The sequence below is a fragment of the Micromonospora globbae genome (assembly GCF_036184225.1).
GTDB classification, from domain to species: domain Bacteria; phylum Actinomycetota; class Actinomycetes; order Mycobacteriales; family Micromonosporaceae; genus Micromonospora; species Micromonospora globbae.
In genome coordinates this window covers 3,444,362-3,462,097 of sequence record NZ_CP108084.1, presented here as the reverse complement: position 1 = coordinate 3,462,097, position 17,736 = coordinate 3,444,362, and the positions used below count along the sequence as shown (strand labels likewise).

The 17,736-nt window shown below is 73.0% G+C and carries 10 protein-coding genes; 5 read left to right on the top strand and 5 right to left on the bottom strand.

Going from position 1 to position 17,736, the window contains the following annotated elements; genetic code table 11:
- Positions 1-33: 33 nt before the first annotated feature.
- Both OG994_RS15255 and OG994_RS15250 read right to left on the bottom strand, forming a co-directional pair.
- A complete protein-coding gene (locus OG994_RS15255) occupies positions 34-321 on the bottom strand; it encodes a DUF1905 domain-containing protein (RefSeq protein ID WP_120331491.1) in 288 nt (95 codons plus the stop codon).
- Between the two features lie 97 nt (positions 322-418).
- On the bottom strand, positions 419-1,966 hold the full coding sequence (locus OG994_RS15250; RefSeq protein WP_328850083.1) for an alkaline phosphatase D family protein: 1,548 nt from the start codon (positions 1,964-1,966) through the stop codon (positions 419-421).
- Between the two features lie 320 nt (positions 1,967-2,286).
- On the opposite strand from OG994_RS15250, the gene OG994_RS15245 reads away from it, so the two are divergent.
- Together OG994_RS15245 and OG994_RS15240 are read left to right on the top strand one after the other, a co-directional pair.
- Positions 2,287-3,822 carry an FGGY-family carbohydrate kinase gene (locus OG994_RS15245; RefSeq protein ID WP_328850082.1) on the top strand — a complete coding sequence of 512 codons (1,536 nt, stop codon included), beginning with the start codon at positions 2,287-2,289 and terminating at the stop codon, positions 3,820-3,822.
- On the top strand, positions 3,819-5,453 hold the full coding sequence (locus OG994_RS15240; protein WP_328850081.1) for a fucose isomerase: 1,635 nt from the start codon (positions 3,819-3,821) through the stop codon (positions 5,451-5,453). The genes OG994_RS15245 and OG994_RS15240 overlap by 4 nt, the downstream gene beginning before the upstream one ends.
- Positions 5,454-5,583: 130 nt before the next feature.
- Here OG994_RS15240 and OG994_RS15235 read toward each other — a convergent pair whose 3' ends face one another.
- The 3 genes from OG994_RS15235 to OG994_RS15225 form a co-directional block, all read right to left on the bottom strand.
- Positions 5,584-6,582, bottom strand: coding sequence for a LacI family DNA-binding transcriptional regulator (locus OG994_RS15235; protein WP_120331487.1), 999 nt, complete (start codon positions 6,580-6,582; stop codon positions 5,584-5,586).
- A gap of 172 nt (positions 6,583-6,754) precedes the next feature.
- The gene (locus tag OG994_RS15230; protein WP_328850080.1) at positions 6,755-10,438 is read right to left on the bottom strand and encodes a GH116 family glycosyl hydrolase; all 3,684 of its coding nucleotides are present in this window, start codon (positions 10,436-10,438) and stop codon (positions 6,755-6,757) included.
- A 17-nt stretch (positions 10,439-10,455) separates the two neighbouring features.
- Complete coding sequence (locus tag OG994_RS15225) at positions 10,456-11,535, bottom strand: GTP-binding protein (RefSeq protein ID WP_328850079.1); 1,080 nt, start codon at positions 11,533-11,535, stop codon at positions 10,456-10,458.
- A gap of 253 nt (positions 11,536-11,788) precedes the next feature.
- Between OG994_RS15225 and OG994_RS15220 the strand changes: the two genes are divergently transcribed.
- The 3 genes from OG994_RS15220 to OG994_RS15210 all read left to right on the top strand — a co-directional run bounded on the left by OG994_RS15220 (position 11,789) and on the right by OG994_RS15210 (position 17,725).
- Positions 11,789-15,040: a DUF2961 domain-containing protein gene (locus tag OG994_RS15220; RefSeq protein ID WP_120331485.1), complete on the top strand. Its 3,252-nt coding sequence runs from the start codon at positions 11,789-11,791 to the stop codon at positions 15,038-15,040.
- Positions 15,041-15,128: 88 nt separating this feature from the next.
- Complete coding sequence (locus OG994_RS15215; RefSeq protein ID WP_328850078.1) at positions 15,129-16,667, top strand: sugar ABC transporter ATP-binding protein; 1,539 nt, start codon at positions 15,129-15,131, stop codon at positions 16,665-16,667.
- A complete protein-coding gene (locus OG994_RS15210; RefSeq protein ID WP_120331483.1) occupies positions 16,664-17,725 on the top strand; it encodes an ABC transporter permease in 1,062 nt (353 codons plus the stop codon). Before OG994_RS15215 ends, OG994_RS15210 begins: the two co-directional genes overlap by 4 nt.
- Positions 17,726-17,736: the final 11 nt, after the last annotated feature.

Genomic DNA, 17,736 nt, shown 5'->3' with positions numbered 1-17,736 from the left:
TGCTGAGCGGTCGCCTCCGTCGGTGCGGCCGCATCACACGTCGACGGCCAGGCGTACCGTCACCGTGGCACCCACGTCGAGCCCCTCGGCCGTGCGGACGGACGTCCGCACCGGCACCACGTAGCCCCCGTCCTTGGGGAACAGGGAGGTCGTCCAGCTCGTCCCGCCGATCCGGGCGGTGACCGGGATCATCCCCCAGCCGTAGCTCACGAGGGAGGCGGCCGACTCCAGCTCGCGGCACCCCTCGGCCGGCACGGTCACGAAGTGCCACGGCGCCGGCCCTCGCCAGAACCACAGCTCGCCGCTGAACTCCAGCTCCACCGGCCCAGCATAGGAGCGGACACGGCGTCGCAGGGGTCCCCCGAGGCGTGGGCGGTGCCCGGGCCACCGGCGACGCCGGTGACCCGGGGTGCGGCTCCTAGACCACGTCGACCTGGACGCCGGGCCGGCCGCTCTCCACCACGAAGCTCGCGCGGGTGGACACCGGGGCGCCCGGCTCCGTGACGTACGGCACGACCCGGTAGTCGGTACGCCACTGCCGGTGGTCGAGTTCGCAGCGGACGTAACCGCGCCGCGCGTTGTAGAACCGCATGTGCGGGTTGCTGGCGAGCCACTCCCGGCCGCGTCCGTCGAGGTCCGCCCCGTCTCCGCCGGAGGTGACGGACGTGCCGAGGAACTCGACGCCGACGGTGCGCGACGCCTGGTCGTCGAAGTTCTGCTTGAGGTCGGCGACCATGCTGCAGTGGGCGTCGCCGGTGACCACCACCATGTTCTCGACGCCGCGCTCGACCACGCCGTCGAAGAGGCGCTGCCGCGCCGCCGGGTAGCCGTTCCAGTTGTCGTTGGGCAGCTCCTTGCCGGGGCCGGGATCCCGGTCGGCCTGCGCGATGACCGTCTGGTTGCCGAGCACGTTCCACCGCGCCGTCGACGCGGCCAGGCCGTCGAGCAGCCACATCTCCTGCGCGGAGCCGAGCATGGTCCGGGACGGGTCGTCCATCCCGGTGGGAACCTGGTCGGACCGGTACTGCCGCCCGTCGAGGATGTTGAACTCGGCCAGGTCGCCGTACCGCAGGCGGCGGTAGAGCCGCATGTCGGGGCCGTGCGGGATGCTGATCCGGCGCAGCGGCATGTGCTCGTAGTACGCCTGGTAGGCCATCGCCCGCCGGGCGCGGAACTCCTCCGGCGACTGCGCCGCGTCCTCGGACGTCCCGTCGGCGTAGTTGTTCTCGACCTCGTGGTCGTCCCAGGTGACCGCCCAGGGGAACCGGGCGTGTGCCAGTTGCAGGTCCGGGTCCGTCTTGTACTGCGCGTGCCGGATCCGGTAGTCGGTGAGCGAGAAGATCTCGGCGGCGGGCAGGTGCGGCCGGCCGATCGTGCCGGCGGCGGCGCCCTCGTAGATGTAGTCGCCGAGGTGCAGCACCAGGTCGAGGTCCTCCTCGGCCAGGTGCCGGTAGGCGGTGAAGTGGCCGGCCGGGAGGTTCTGGCAGGACACGAAGCCGAAGGCGAGCCGCCGCCGGTCCGCGCCGCGCGCGGGCGCCGTGCGGGTACGCCCGACCGGGCTGAGCTGGTTGCCGACGCGGAACCGGTAGTAGTACTCCCGGTCGGGGCGGAGCCCGCCGACCTCGGCGTGCACGGAGTGGCCGAGTTCCGGAACGGCCCGTTCCGCGCCCGCGCGGACGACCCGGCGGAAGCGGTCGTCCTCGGCGACCTGCCAGGAGACGGGGACGACCCGTCGCGGCATCCCGCCGAGGCCGTCGACGGCGAGGGGGTCCGGCGCGAGGCGGGTCCACAGGACGACGCCGTCGGGGAGCGGGTCACCGGAGGCGACCCCCAGCGTGAACGGGTTGTCGGCGAACGCGGGATCGGCCCAGGCCGGCGCCGACGAGAAGCCGGCGATGGCGGCCGCCACGCCGGCGCCGGCCGCGCCCGTCAGCCCGAGGAATGCGCGTCGATGGAGATGGGGCATGCGACGGTCCCTTCAGGATGGTTGAAGATCACCATCGATTCTTGGGGCGGAGATTGCCGCCGGGTGGCCGTACGGGGACCGGGGGCGTACGGGTCCGCGCACATCAGATCCCCGGTCCGGTGGCGGCGAGCGCCCGACCCGGGGCGGGCCTACGAAGCGAGTTAACGATTTCCCGTACATGGCCGGTCGCCGATGGCTCCGCGTCCCCGCCGTTCACCAGCACGAACGCTGCCCTGCCGGCGTCGGCGTGACCGGTGGTTGACGAGAGACGTTCGCGGATCGGTCTTGATTCGGAAATCGATTGCTGGAACAGTGGCGCCATGAGGGTTGCGGCCGTCCTGGGCGTCGACATCGGCACGTCGAGCAGCAAGGGCGTCCTCGTGGACGCCGACGGCCGGGTCCTCCGGTCGGCCACCCGGTCGCACGAGGTGAGCCGCCCCCGGCCCGGCTGGGTGGAGATGGACGCCGACGTCTGGTGGCGGGAGTTCGTCTCGCTGAGCCGCGAACTGCTGGCGGCCGAGGACGCCGAGGTCGTCGCCGTGGGAGTGAGCGGCATGGGGCCGTGCGTGCTGCTCACCGACGCCGCGAACCAGCCGCTGCGACCGGCCATCCTGTACGGCGTCGACGCGCGGTCGACCGCCCAGATCGCCCGCCTCACCGAGCGGTTCGGCGAGGAGGAGATCCTGCGCCGGTGCGGTTCGGCGCTGTCCAGCCAGGCGGCGGGCGCCAAGGTGGCCTGGGTGGCCGACAACGAGCCGGAGCTGTTCCGGCGGGCGCGGCGGCTGTTCATGCCCAGCTCGTGGCTCGTCGTCAACCTCACCGACCGGTACGTGCTCGACCACCACTCGGCGAGCCAGTGCACGCCGCTCTACGACACCGAACGCCAGGACTGGTACGCGCCGTGGGCCAAGGAGATCGCCCCCGACCTCGACCTGCCCCCACTGCGCTGGCCGGGGCAGGTGGCGGGGGAGGTCACCGCGCCGGCGGCGGCCGAGGCCGGCCTCCCGGCCGGCGTCCCGGTCGTCACCGGCACCATCGACGCCTGGTCGGAGGCGATCAGCGTCGGCGCCCAGGGCGTCGGCGACCTGATGCTCATGTACGGCACCACGATGTTCCTCGTCCACACCGTCGCCGGCCGGCTCACGAACCCGTCGCTGTGGGGGACGGTCGGCGCCCTGCCCGGCACCCGCAACCTCGCCGGTGGACTCGCGACGTCCGGAGCGGTCACGGCGTGGCTGCGCGACCTGTTCGGCTCGCCGGACTATCCGGAACTGCTCCGGTTGGCCGAGGCCTCCGGGCCCGGCGCGCGCGGGCTGCTCATGCTCCCGTACTTCGCCGGCGAGCGGACCCCCATCCTCGATCCGGAGGCGCGCGGCGTCCTCGCCGGCCTCACCCTCTCGCACACCCGCGGCGACCTCTACCGCGCCGCGCTCGAGGCCACCGGACTGGGCGTCCGCCACAACATCGAGACCATCGAGGCCAGCGGCGGTGACATCCGGCGCGTCGTCGCCGTCGGTGGCGGCACCCAGGGCGGCCTCTGGACCCAGATCGTCTCGGACATCACCGGACGCGCCCAGGTGATCCCCACGCAGACCATCGGCGCGAGCTACGGCGCCGCGTTCCTCGCCGCGCAGACGGGATGGACCGTCTCGATCGAGACGTGGAATCCCGTCCGCGAGGTCCGGCAGCCCCGCCCCGCGCTCGCCGCCGACTACGACGAGCTCTACGGGCTCTACCGCGAGCTGTACACGAGTTCCAAGCGGGTCGCGCACGCGCTCGCTGCACGTCAGGTCCGTCTGCTGGCCGGCCCGCCGGCCGCCAGCGACAACCGAGGCACCGAAGGAGCCGCCCCATGACCAGTTACCAGCTGCCCGTGTTGGCCGATCCACCCTCGGCGGCACCCGGCACCGTCTACACGGTGGCCAGCGGCGACCTCCGGCTGAGCGCGAACGTCACCTGCTGGCCCACCCAGCAGCAGCTGGAGGCCGACCTCACCGCGGCGGTCAACGCGCTGGGCTGGAAGGTCGAGCGCGGCCACGCGTTCGACCCGGACAAGGGCCACGGCTTCATCGACAGCCAACGGGCCGGCATCGAGGTCTTCAAGCGGATCCCGGTCGACGCGCCGCTGATCGTCGTCGAGGCGGTCTGGCAGTACAGCCACCACGTGCTGGCCGGGTTGCGCAGCCACCGCGGGCCCATCCTCGTCGTGGCCAACTGGAGCGGCGAGTTCCCGGGGCTGGTCGGCCTGCTGAACCTCACGGCGAGCCTCACGAAGGCGGGCGTGCGGCACTCGGCGTTGTGGAGCCAGGACTTCACCGACGACTGGGCGGTCGACGGGCTGCGCACCTGGCTGGAGACGGGGGAGCTGCACCACGACACCAGCCACGTACGCGACCTGCCCGCCCTGCCCGACGACGCCGAGGTCCAGCTCGGCCGCGCCCTGGCCACCCAGCTCGCGCGGGAGAAGGCGATCATCGGCGTCTTCGACGAGGGCTGCATGGGCATGTACAACGCCATCTTCGACGACGAGCTGATCAACCCGCTCGGCATCTACAAGGAGCGGCTGTCGCAGAGCGCGCTGGTCGCCGAGATGGCACGGGTGACGGACGAGGAGGCCCACGCGGTCCGCCGTTGGCTGGACGAGGCGGGAATGACCTTCCACACCGGGACCGACGAGGCCACCGAGCTGACCGACGCCCAGCTGCTGAGCCAGTTCAAGATGTACATCGCCGCCCTGCGCATCGCCGACGACTTCGGCCTGGACGCCGTCGGCATCCAGTACCAGCAGGGCCTCAAGGACGTCGTACCGGCCAGCGACCTCGCCGAGGGTCTGCTGAACAACGTCGAGCGGCCACCGGTGCTCAGCCGCGACGGCACGCGCGAGCTCTACGCGGGGGCGCCGCTGCCGCACTTCAACGAGGTGGACGAGGGGGTGGCCGTCGACTCGCTGGTCACCAACCGGATCTGGACGGCCATGGGCCTCGACCCGGCGACGACGCTGCACGACGTCCGGTGGGGCGAGCGGTACGGCGACGACTTCGTCTGGGTCTTCGAGATCTCGGGCTCGGTGCCCGCGTCCCACAACGGCGGGTACGACAAGTCGTACAGCATGCGCCAGCCGCCGATGTTCTTCCCGCTGGGCGGTGGCACGCTGAGCGGTGTCTCGAAGCCGGGGGAGATCGTCTGGTCGCGGGTGTTCATCATGGACGGCGCGCTGCACGTCGACATCGGCCGGGGGACGGTTGTGGAGCTTCCCCCGGAGGAGACCCGGCGCCGCCTGGAGGCCACGAACCCGCAGTGGCCGATCATGCACGCCGTGCTGCACGGTGTCGGCCGTGACCAGCTGATGGCGCGCCACAAGGCGAACCACGTGAACGTCGCCTACGCGCCGGACCGGGAGACCGCGGACCGGGCGCTGCGGGTCAAGGCCGCCATGTTCGCCGAACTCGGCGTCCAGGTGCACCTCTGCGGTGACGTGAACATCTAGGGCCGGCGGCCCGGCCCTCGCGGGGAGGCGGGGCCGGGCCGCACGGGACCACCGCCATGGGGGACGGTGGGGACGGGCGGGGAGCCTGACGCGAACTGGGGGCAGGCTCCCCGCCCCCGTGCGGTCCGGGTCAGCTCGGGCGGGTGGAGCTCTCGCGTACCTGGAGGACCGTGCTGAGCGTGACGGTCGACGGCGGCCGCGCCGGGTTGGCGATGCGCTCGGTGAGCAGCACGGCGGCCGCCCGACCGAGGTCGTACGTCGGTTGGGAGACGGTGCTCAGCGAGGGCCGGACGAGGTGGGCCCAGGGGATGTCGTCGAAGCCCACCACCCCGAACTCCGCGGGCACCCGCACACCCCGGTCGACGAGGCACTCGACGGCGCCGACGGTCATCAGGTTGTTGGTCGCGAAGACGCTGTCCGGCGGGTCGTCGCTGTCGAGCAGGGACGCCATGGCCCGGTAGCCGCCCTCCTCGCGGAAGTCCGCGTGCCGCACGAGGCTGTCGCTCGCCTCGTGCCCGCGCGACCGCAGCGCGCGCTGGTACCCGCGCAGCCGCTGCGCCGCGGTGGAGATGCGGCGGGGACCGGTGATGCAGGCGACCCGCCGGTAGCCGTTGTCGAGCAGATGGGTGGTGGCCAGCTCCGCGCCCTGCACGTTGTCGACGAGCACCGTGTCGATGGTGACGCCGCGCAGCTGACGGTCGATCGCGACGACGGGGATGCGTGCCTCGACCAACCGGTTGATCACCGTGGACCGGCCGGACGTCGAGATGATGACCCCGGCCATCCGCTCGGCCAGGGCCGCGGCGATGTACCGGGACTCCTTCTCCGGGTCCTCGTCGCTGTTGCACAGCACCACCGAGTAGCCGGCGCCCTGCGCGACGTCCTCGACCCCGCGCACCATCGAGGTGAAGAACGGGTTCCCGATGTCGGAAATGATGACCGCCCAGAGGCTGGTCTGGCTGAGGCGCAGGTTGCGGGCGACCGCGTTGGGGCGGTAGTCGAGGTCCCGCATCGCCTGGTGCACGCGCGCAGCCATGGCTGGATCGACGGTGGTACGGCCGTTCAGCACCCGTGACACCGTCGCGGGCGACACCTGGGCCTGTCGTGCCACGTCATAGATCGTCGCCATTCGCCTCCATCCGGTCGACTCCTACGATGACGAGCCCGTGAACGGGCGCCGGACCCCGCACCCTCGTCGGTGCGGAGAACCCGGCATCCTACGGGCGGTAAACGACGGATTTGTCATGGGCCTTCCGAGGTCGGCGACCCGTCACGGAGAGCGTGTGGCTCGCCGGGCGCCGTCAGCCGTTGACGGTGACCCGGAGGGCCTCACCCCGACCGACCACGACCTCGGCGGCCAAGGTAACGAGAATACGCCCGTCCCGGTACGACCAGTCACGGACCGGCCGCGTGCGGTTGCCGAGGCGTACCGTTACGTTTCGGGGGCGCCGCGCCGAGGCCAGTGCGACGCTGGCCACCCGCAGGCGGCCGTACCGGACGTCGAGCGTGGCGGCGAGGTGCCCGCCGTGCCGCTCCTGCCGGTACAGGCCCCACCCCTCGGCGGCGGTGAACGCCGCCGCGAACCGGTCCGGGCTGATGCGCGGCGCGAAGCCGATGTGGCCGCGCGGACCGTGGTACTCGAAACCGCACGCCGCGAGGTACACCCCGTGACTGGCCATGGCCCGGGCGTAGTGGTCGCCGCACTCGATCTCGTTGTACGGGTTGCGCCGGCCGGCGGCGTACCGCTCGTGCACGGCCCGGGTGAGCGTCAGCCCGGGCTCGACCAGCCCCTCCTGGAGCATGTGCGCGGCGACCTGGTACTCCTGCCCGGTCCACACCTCGTTGAAGTACATGGCGGCCCAGCTCGCCGGGTTTCCGGCCGCGGTGTCGCCGCCGCCGTGCGGCCAGGTGGTCATGAGCATGCCGTACTCGTGGTCCATGGCGAACCACCGGCCGCCGGCGATGGCGCTGCCCTCCCGGTACGCGGCGTGGTCGGGGGTGAAGTTGTACCGGTAGAGGCTTTCGAGGGCGCTGACCGCCTGCTCCGCCGGTACGACGCGCGGCAGCCCGAGCTGGCCGGCGAGGCTCTGCCCGAAGAGCTGGTCGATGTGGCAGCCCCGGTTGCTGTTGATCACGTCGGCGTGCGCCGGGTCGACCTTCTGGATGAAGTACTCGCCGTTGTACAGCTCGGTCGACAGGTACCGGCTGCCCGACTCGGCCAGGGCGCGGCACCGGTCGGCGAACTCGGACTGGCCCATCTCGTCGGCCATCTCCGCGCCGGCCCGCAGCGCCGCCACGTACATGCCGGTGATCCAGGCGATCTCGCCGTACCAGACGGTGTCCAGCGTGTTCGGCTGGGCGCCGTCCAGCGTGCCGTTCGGGCCCGCGTCGTGGTCCATGACCCACTCCAGCGCGCGCCGCAGGCGGGACCAGTTCGCCCGCAGGTAGGTGTCGTCGGGCGCCGTCAGGTGCTCCCGGTAGCAGCGCAGGATCGTGCCGCACTGCCCGTCGGTCGCCCAGGCCATGTCGGCCTCCGCGCGGTTGCCGATCTGGCCCGTGTCCGGGTGGAACCCGATGCCGAGGTCCACCCTGCTGCGTGTGTCGCGTTCCAGCTGGGGGAAGAGCCGGGCGATCGACTGGGCGTAGTTCCACACGTGCTCGCAGGTGCCGGGGCAGCAGTAGACGCCCTCCCACCCGTAGAACCGGCCGTCGTCGAAGAGGTAGCAGGTGTTGGTGGCGAGCGTCGACGCGGGCGCCAGCGTGCGCTCCAGGAACCAGTGCGGCAGGGTGGCGTCGGTGTACCAGGTCTTCACCCAGGCGCGGGTGTCGGCCTCCAGCCGGTCGAGGTCGCCGGCCACGTGCTCCACGACGGCCCGGGCGTCGGCGAACCGGCCGCCGTACTGCCGGCGCAGGGTGTCCGACCCGCGCAGGAACCCGAGCGAGACCCGGTCGGGCACGGGGAAGTGCCAGCCGAGCACGAACCGTACGGTCCGGCTCTGGCCGGGCGCCAGCCGGACCGGAACGGCCACCGACCCGGCCTGCCCGGCCAGCGAGCCGTCCACCTCGGTGGGGCCGTCCTCGGCGGCGAAGACCTCGTCCGGGCCGTCCCAGCGGGCGACCGACGGCCGCGCGACGGCCCGGCCGTCCAGCGCGGCGAGCGCGAGCGTGCCGTGGTCGGGGACCTGCTCCAGCGGCCGGGTGTCCGTCGGTACGTCGCTGAAGACGATGCGGTCGACGTTGACGTGACCCCACCCGCCGGTGTCCGCGTCCACGATCTCGATGACCGCCGTGCGGCCCTGGTAGGCGGAGACGTTCATGGTCGCCACGCTCACCGGCTCCGCGTCGCGGCCGGCCACGCTGGCCACCAGCACCCCGTCGACCAGGAGGTTCACGCAGGTGGTGCCGCGGTGGCTGCCGCCGCCCACGGCCACGTTGACGTAGCGGCGCGCGACGGTGAACGGCCGGCTGGTGAGCTTGCCGGTGGCGGCGTCGGCCCGACCCGCGTCGCCGCCGGCGCCACGGAAGTCGTGCGAGGTCACGAACCGCTGGCCGGACGCCCCGAGGTCGCCGAAGCGCTTCATGTAGTCCGGGATCTCGGAGACCGGCACCGGGCCGGCGCCGAACGCCGTGCCCTCGACGGTCCAGCCATCGTACGTGTCCCGTTCCCAGTCCTCGAACACGATCTCGGGGCGGGGGGCGACGTCGGTGAACACGATCCGGTCGCAGTTGACGTGCCCCCAGGCGCCCGTGTGGTCGTCGACGATCTCGATGACCGCGGACTTCCCCTCGTGCGCCGCCACGTCGAGGAAGACGGTGTGCATCACCTCGGTGTCCCGGCCGGTCGCCGTGGCCACGACCGCACCGTCGACCACCACGTTGACGCAGGTCTGCCCGGGGTGGTTGCCGCCGCCGAGGGACAGCCGGACCGACCTGCGGGTGATGGTGAACGGCCTGCTGGTGAGCCGGCCGGTCGGCGCGTCGGCCCGCCCGATGTCGCCGCCGGCGCCGCGGAAGTCGTGGGACGTGACCAGACGCTGCCCGGTGGCGTTGAGGGGGCCGCTGCGCTTCATGTAGTCCGGGATCTCCGAGACCGGCACCGGGCCGGCGCCGAACGCCGTGCCCTCGACGGTCCAGCCCTCGTACGTGTCGCGCTCCCAGTCCTCGAAGACGATGTCGGGGCGGTCGGCCGTCTCCGTCTGCTCGGCGGCGGAGAACGCGATCCCGCGCAGCGACCGGCCGCCGAACGCGGACGACCGCAGCGTCACGCCCCGTTGCGTCCGCGTGTCGAGGCAGACGGGGTTCTCCACGTACCCGAGGAGGGTGGCGTCGACGGTCCGTCCCGAGGTGTTGCGCAGCGTGTAGGCCAGGACGGTCGCCGGGAGGGTCGAGTCCGCCACCGACAGCGGAACGAACGGCGAGAACGCCTCCAGCGTGACCTCGACGGGGGCGTCGGCGGCGCGGTACCGCACGCGGCCGAGGGGGTACTGCCCGGTGAAGCGCACCTGGTCGAAGCCGGTGGCGTCGAGGGCCCGGGTCTGGACGCGGCCGGCGGACCGGGTTCGCAGCGCGAAACCGTGCCGGATCGGGGAGGAGGGCTGTCGCGGGTTCGCGTAGCCGGCGTCGGTGGTGCCGGCTGCCGGCCGGTTGAAGATGTCCCAGTTCCAGAGCCGCCCGTCGCCGCCGAGGTACAGCTGGCCGGCGGCGCCGCCGCCGATCGGCATCCCGATCCAGCGCAGGTCGGCTCCCTCGTAGCTGGTGGGCTCGCCCCGGCGGTACAGCTCCGCGGACCAGTCGGGGGGCAGCGCCTTGTCGACCGGCACCGCGATCAGCCGGTCCTCGGGTACGCCCAGCGCGGCGGCGGCCTCGGCCCGGGAGCCGGCGAGCACCGTGCCGGCGGCGGCCCCGAGGGTGATGGTGAGGAACTGGCGACGGTTGGGGCTGCAGGCGTTGCCGGGGCAGCACTCGTCGTACGACTGGTCGGCCATTCGTGGCTCCTGACGGGTCATGCCGGTGCGGCGGGAAGGCGGTGCACGGGCCGGGGATAGGACGGGGCGAAGGCGCGCGCCGGGCCGGGCCGGGCGGTGGCGCCGACGGCCAGGTCGGCCGTGTACGCGGCCGCCCGGACCAGCGATTCGAGGTCGGCCGGTGGGCAGGTGGCGCGGACGTTGACGAGCACGGTGGCGCTCGCCACCGGTGGTTCCTCGGGTCCGGCGGGTTCGTGCGTCGGCGGGTCACCGGCGGCCACGACGCTCATGCGGACCAGCCCGGCGGGTGACTGGACGGCGAGTTTGGCGTGACCGATGACGTCACCGCGCCGCGCGCAGGCGGCGGAGAGCGAGTCGAGCGCGACGTGCGCCCAGCGCCGCGCCGGGAACCCGCCGTCGGCCGTGACCTGCCAGACCTGGTTCAGCCAGCTGAGCTGCGCCTCGGCCGCGGCGTACCGGTCGTAGTCGACCTCCAGGTCGACGTCCCGCCGGCGTCCGGCGCCGGTCCATCGCGACACGAGGTCGTCGAGGTTCTCGCCCCGGCCCGCGCTGTACCCGAGCACGTCGGCGTCGGGGTGGGCGCGGCGCATCCGGTGCAGGAGCGCGTCCAGCCCGGCCCGGGGGAGGGTGTCCGACTTGTTGACCGCGATGAGGTCCGCCTCCGCGAGCTGGCGGTCGAAGAGGTAGCCGAGGTCGCCGTCGAGGGCGCCGACGCGTGCCGGGTCGACGACGGTGGTGAGCGGAGCCAGGGCGAGGCGGTCCCCGTAGTGGGCGCGTAGCGGTCGGACGACGGTCGCCTGCAGGTCGGTGCAGCTGCCGACGGCCTCGGCCAGGACGGTGTCCACCCGTCCGGCGTCGACCAGGTCGGTCACGAGGTCGGCGAGTTCGTCGAACCGGCAGCAGAAGCATCCGCCGGTGACCTCGGCGACGTCGGGTACCGCCTCCCGGGCCAGCCGGGTGTCGACGAGGTCGCTGCCCTGGTCGTTCGTGATGACGGCGACCCGGTCGCCGAGCCGGGTGAGCAGCCGCCCGGCGGCCAGCATCGTGGTGGTCTTGCCCGCGCCGAGGAATCCGGTGAGGACGACGAGTCGGGGCACGGGCGCCTCCCAGCCCGCCGCAGCGGTCGCGGCGTCTCTTCGCAAACGGAGAAATCGTTTGCTCGGTTCTGATCGAGGACCATAAGAGTGGCCTGCGAGGCTGTCAACGCCGGGATGTCCGCGACCTCGTAATCGACAGTCGAGGATTGACCGCCGCGCGGCGTCTGCCTACCCTGACGCTACTGCAGCGAGAAATCGATTCCTTGCCCTGCCGCACCTGACCCGCCCCACCCACCGATGTGGAAGGCGATTCATGACACCCACCACCCGCGCACCACGTACCCCCGGCCGCCGGCTGCTCGCCGCCGCGGCCACGGCGACGCTCGTCGCCGGCGGCGCCCTGGTCGGTCTCCCCGGACCAGCCGCGGCCGCCACCGGCTCGACCACGAACGGTCCCGTCGGCTGGGACGTCTACCGCCGGCTCGACCGGCTCCCGGAACTCACCGACGGCTCCCGGGCCTACCAGTTCTCCAGCTTCGACCGCACCGGCGGCAACGACGACGGCTTCTCCGGCCGGTACTCCTGCCTGCGCACCACCGCGGAGGGGTGCGTCCTCGCCGAGGCCACCGGCGCCGGCGAGATCGACTCCATCTGGTTCACCCGCGACGAGGGCAACGTCTCGGCCACCGGCACCATCAAGGTCGTCCTCGACGGCCGGACCGTGCTCGACGCCCGGCTCCAGGACGTCGTGGACGGCAAGCTCGGCGCCCCGTTCGTCTACCCGGTCGTCGCCAACGCGGCCCAGAGCTCCGGCGGCGTCTACATCAAGGCGCCCATGACGTACCGCGGCTCCATGCGGGTCGTGACGGAGAAGAACCCGGTCTTCTACCACGTCACCTACCGGAAGTTCACCAGCGCCGAGGGCGTGCGCACCTTCGACCCGTCGGACAAGGCCCTCGACGTCGTCGAGCGGCTGAAGGCCGCCGGCACCCGGGATCCCAAGCCCGCGCAGCCGGGCGCGACCACCGTCGAACGCCCCTTCTCCGTACCGGCCGGCGGCCGCACGACCCTCGCCAGCGGCGTGGGCCCCGGCGCCATCACGGCCCTCACGCTGCGCATGCCGCAGCTCGTCGGCGCACCCCAGCCGATCGCCGACGACGGGCGCGCCTTCGGCCCCGGCGGCAGCAGCCGGTTCACCGTGACGGTCGACCCGGCCAACACCGGCGTCCGGCTCACCCGCCGGCTCGACCCGCACATCGGTCACCAGCGGGCGCGGATCCTCGTGGACGGCGTACCGGTCGCCGAGTGGCCGGCCAACGACCCGGTGCCGTTCGGCACCTGGCTGGACCAGACCGTCGAACTGCCGGCCAGCGCCACGGCCGGCAAGTCCACGCTGACCGTCACCAACGAGTTCGTCTCCTCCGACCTGGACTTCAACGAGTTCACCTACTGGGTCGACAGCATCGTCTCCGGCACGGCCAGGCGCACCGACACCGTCGACGTCGGCCCCGCGCACGCCGACGCCGAGGCCGCACACGCCTACCGGATCACCGCCCAGAACTGGCAGGGCAGCAACACCCTGTCCTACCCGGCGGACGCCGAGCGCAAGGCGGCCGTCGCCGCGTCCGACGCGGTGCTGCGGCAGACCCGCCTGCGCATCACGTTCGACGGACGGACCACCGTGGACGCCCCGCTCGGCGAGTTCTTCGGCACCGGCCTCGGGCTGCACCCGGTGCGGTCGCTGATGTTCGGCGTCGACCCGGCGACCAGCACGCTGTCGTCCTGGTGGCCGATGCCCTACCGGTCCCGCTGGACGGTCGAGCTGCGCAACGGCTCCGACGTCCCCATCGCGCCGTCGGTGGCCACCGTGACGACCGCCCGGTCCGCCCGCTGGGCTCCGGCGTTGCGCCCCACCGGTGACGCCGGCTACTTCCGCGCCACGGCGACCAGCGCGGACACCGTGCCCGGCGCCGACCACCTCTTCCTCGACGTGGCCGGGCGCGGCAAGTTCGTGGGGGTCACCCACACCATGGAGGGGCACATCCCCTCCGGCAACCAGCGCAACTACCTGGAGGGCGACGAGCGGGTCTACGTCGACGGCGCGCAGAGCCCGAGCATCCACGGCACCGGGACCGAGGACTTCTACGAGAGCGGCTGGTACTTCAACCACGGCACCTTCTCGGCACCCACCAACGGCAACCCGGCCCACGAGGTCGCCGACTACGGCTGCCGGTACGACTGCACGGGCGCGTACCGGCTCATGCTCGCCGACTCGGTGGCGTTCGGCACGGCCCTGCGGTTCGGCATCGAGCACGGCCCGGGCGACCAGGACCCGGCCCGGTACGGCTCCACCGCGTACTGGTACGGGCAGGACACCGTCGCGCAGCGCTGGACGGACACGGTCGACGTGGGCGACGCCGCCAGCGAGGCCGCGCACGCGTACGCCTCCGGCGGCGAGCGGCAGGTGCTCACGGCGACCTTCGAGGGCGACGACGGCGCCCCCCGGCCCGTCACCGACGACACCCGGGCCTCCACCACCCCGATCCGGTTCCGGGTCGCCCTCGACGCGGACAACCACGGTGCGGTCCTGCGCCGGATCGGCGACCAGTCGGCCGGGTACCAGTCGGTGGCCGTCCGGGTCGACGGGCGTGACGCCGGCACCTGGACCCAGCCCCTGGCCAACGGCACCCACCGGTGGCTGGAGGACGAGTACCGGCTCCCGGCCGCGCTCACCGCGGGCCGGTCGGCGGTGACCGTCACCCTGACGCCCACCGACGGCGCGCCGGCCTGGTCCGCCGCCCGGTACGCGGCGCTCAGCCTGGTCACCCCGTTCACCGACCACACCCGACCGAGCCCGGTCACCGGTCTCACCGCCACCAGCGGAACCACCAACGCCGTGACGCTGTCCTGGGAGCCGGCGAGCGACGACGTGTACGCCCCGCACTACGAGGTGTACGCCTCCCGGCAGGCCGGCTTCACGCCGGGCCCGGGCAACCGTGTGGGCACCACGACCCGGACCAGCTTCACGCACTCCGGGCTGGGCCTGCGCGAGACCTGGTACTACCGGGTCCGCGCCGTGGACGCGGCGGGCAACGCCGGCGCGTACTCGGCGGTCGCCTCCGCGAGGACCGGCACCACGCTGCGGATCGAGGCCGAGTCGCTCCTGCCCGCCGTCAGCGCCGACGCGCCGGCCGAGGTGCAGGGGGACTGCTGCGGCATCCACTGGTCCCAGGGCGCGCAACTGTGGTTCCGGCCCGACGCGCCGGGCCGCAGCGTCACGGTGTCGTTCACGGTCCCCACGACCGGCACCTACCGGTTGCGCCTGGTGCAGACGCTCGCCCGGGACTACGGCGTCAACACGGTGGCGATCGACGGCACCCCGATCGGTGACCCCTTCGACGCGTACCACTCGCCGGAGGTGGTCGTCAGCGAGCCGCTGGACTACGGCCAGCGGGACCTGACGGCGGGCGCGCACACGCTCACCCTCACGGTGACCGGCAAGGCCCCGGCGTCCGTCGGGTACCTGGCCGGCCTCGACTACGTCGAGGCGCAGCTCACCTCGTGACCGGCACGGTGTCGCCGGGCCCGCCCCCGGGCCCGGCGACACCGCCCCCGACCGCAGCAGATCCCGCACGAGCCCCACGAGGTGCCGCATGACGAAAGGCCCGCTGGTCCGGATGACCGGCATCGGGAAACGGTTCGGCGGTGTGCACGCCTGCCGCGACATCGACCTCACCGTCACCGCCGGTGAGGTGCACGCGCTGCTCGGCGAGAACGGCGCCGGCAAGTCGACGCTGATCAACATCCTGTCCGGGGTGATCACCGAGTACGACGGCACGATCGAGGTCGACGGGCGGACGGTCGCCTTCGGTGGGCCCGCGGACGCCCAGCGCGCCGGGATCGCCACGATCCACCAGGAGCTGGACCTCGTCGCGGGCCTGTCCATCGCGGAGAACATGTTCCTCGGACGCGAGCCGCGCACCCGCCTGGGCACCGTCGACACGAGGCGGATGCGCCGGCAGGCGGCCGAGCACCTGCGGACGCTCGGCGCCGACCTCGACCCGCGCCGCCTCGTGGGTTCGCTGCGCGTCGGCGAACAGCAACTGGTCGAGATCGGCCGGGCGCTGTCGCTGGACGCGCGGGTGCTCATCATGGACGAACCGACCGCCGCGCTCGCGGACGCCGAGGTGGACCGGCTCTTCGCGACGATCGCCGAACTGCGCCGCGCCGGCGTCGGCATCGTCTACATCTCCCACCGGATGGCCGAGATCGAGGTCGTCGCGGACCGGGTCACCGTGCTGCGCAACGGCGGTGTCGCGGGCACCGTCGACCCGAGGACCGCCTCCCGCGACGAGATCATCCAGCTGATGGTGGGGCGGTCCGTCGACGCCCTGTACGGCGAGGGCCGCAACGAGCCTGGGGACGTGCTGCTCGACGTACGCGGGCTCGCCGTGACCCCCCGGCGGCCGACACCGGGGCGGACCGAGCCCGCCGGGGTGGACCTCACGGTGCGCTCCGGCGAGATCGTGGGGCTCGCCGGTCTGATGGGCGCCGGCCGCACCGAACTCCTCGAGACGCTGTTCGGGGCGGGCGGCGCCGGACGGCGCAGCGGCGCCGTCACGATCGACGGCCGCCCGTACCGGCCCCGGGGACCCCGGTCGGCGCTGGCGCGCGGTGTGGCGTTCGTGCCCGAGGACCGGCGCGGCGCCGGGCTGATGCTGGAGCACTCCGTGGCCGACAACGTGGTGCTCTCCGCGCTGTCGTCACTGACCGCGCTCGGCGTGGTCCGCCGGACCGCGGTGAGGCGTACGGTGGCCGAGCAGCTGCGCGCCCTCGCCGTGAAGGCCGCCTCGCCGGCGGTCGCCGCCGCCACGCTCTCCGGCGGCAACCAGCAGAAGATCGTCTTCGCCAAGCAACTGCTCACGCGGCCGCGCCTGCTCCTGCTCGACGAGCCGACCAGAGGCGTCGACATCGGGGCCAAGGCGGAGATCTACCGGCTGCTGCACCGGCTCGCCGACACCGGCATGGCGATCCTGCTCGCCTCGTCCGAACTGCCGGAGCTGCTCAGCCTCTGCGACCGGGTCGTCGTCCTGCACCGCGGTCGCACCGTGGCCACGCTGCCCCGGGCGTCCGCCACCCAGCAAGCGATCCTCGCCGCGGCCAACGGCGACGATGCCAAGGAGGCCCGATGAACCCGCCCAACCCCACCGCCGTCGCCGAGGCGCCGCCGGAGACGCCACCCCGGCGCCCGCTCCGGCTGCCCCGGGACCGGCACGCGATCGTCGACAGCTTCTTCCGGTTCCAGAGCCTGTTCGGCCTGGTGGCCGTGTTCCTGATCGCCATCGCGGTGTCGCCCGTCCGCAACGGCGAGAACGTCTTCCTCAGCTCCGGCAACCTCGCGAACATCGTCCGCGCGGTCTCGGAGATCGGCATCATCGCGGTCGGCATGACGTTCGTCATCCTGATCGGGGGGATCGACCTCTCGGTCGGCGCGGTGCTCGGGCTGGCCGCCGTGGGGTCGGCCACGCTGATGGTGAACAGCGGCCTGGGCATCCTGCCGACGGTGCTCATCGTGCTGTTCATCGGCACCGCCTTCGGCGCCACCCAGGGGGCGATCGTCGCCCGGCTCGGCATCCAGTCGTTCATCGTGACCCTCGCCGGCCTCCAGGCGGCACGCGGCATCGCCCGGATGTGGTCCGGCGGGCTCGGCATCCCCATCGCGTACGGCGACGGGCCGCAGGAGGCCCCCGAGGCGTTCTCGCTGCTGAGCGGGTCGATCAACGGGGTGCTGCCGGTGCCGGCCGTCCTGTTCCTCGCCATCGGGGTCGGTGCCCTCCTCGTGCTGCGCAGCACGGCCTTCGCCCGGCACGTGTACGCCATCGGCGGCAACGAGAAGGCCGCCCGGCTCTCCGGCGTGCCGGTCCGCCGGGTCCGGATCACCGTCTTCGCCATCTCCGGCCTGCTCGCCGCGCTGGCCGGGATCATCCACGCCGGGCAGCTCAACCAGGGCAGCCCGAACGACGGCGCCGGCTACGAGCTGGACGCGATCGCGGCCGTGGTCATCGGCGGGACGAGCCTCGCCGGCGGCAGCGGGTCGATGGGCGGCACCATCGCCGGCGCGCTGCTGCTCGGGATCCTCAACAACATCCTCGCCCTCAACAACATCGACGCGAACGTGCAGCTGGTCGTCAAGGGACTGGTCATCGTCGCTGCCGCCGCGTTGCAGAAGCTCCGCCCCCGCATCGCCTGACCCCCACCACC

What these genes read in the sequence shown, in the direction of transcription:
- OG994_RS15250 (WP_328850083.1), bottom strand. Translation starts at nt 1,966, where the DNA reads ATGCCCCATCTCCATCGACGCGCATTCCTCGGGCTGACGGGCGCGGCC.
- OG994_RS15245 (WP_328850082.1), top strand. Translation starts at nt 2,287, where the DNA reads ATGAGGGTTGCGGCCGTCCTGGGCGTCGACATCGGCACGTCGAGCAGC.
- OG994_RS15240 (WP_328850081.1), top strand. Translation starts at nt 3,819, where the DNA reads ATGACCAGTTACCAGCTGCCCGTGTTGGCCGATCCACCCTCGGCGGCA.
- OG994_RS15235 (WP_120331487.1), bottom strand. Translation starts at nt 6,582, where the DNA reads ATGGCGACGATCTATGACGTGGCACGACAGGCCCAGGTGTCGCCCGCG.
- OG994_RS15230 (WP_328850080.1), bottom strand. Translation starts at nt 10,438, where the DNA reads ATGGCCGACCAGTCGTACGACGAGTGCTGCCCCGGCAACGCCTGCAGC.
- OG994_RS15220 (WP_120331485.1), top strand. Translation starts at nt 11,789, where the DNA reads ATGACACCCACCACCCGCGCACCACGTACCCCCGGCCGCCGGCTGCTC.
- OG994_RS15215 (WP_328850078.1), top strand. Translation starts at nt 15,129, where the DNA reads ATGACGAAAGGCCCGCTGGTCCGGATGACCGGCATCGGGAAACGGTTC.
- OG994_RS15210 (WP_120331483.1), top strand. Translation starts at nt 16,664, where the DNA reads ATGAACCCGCCCAACCCCACCGCCGTCGCCGAGGCGCCGCCGGAGACG.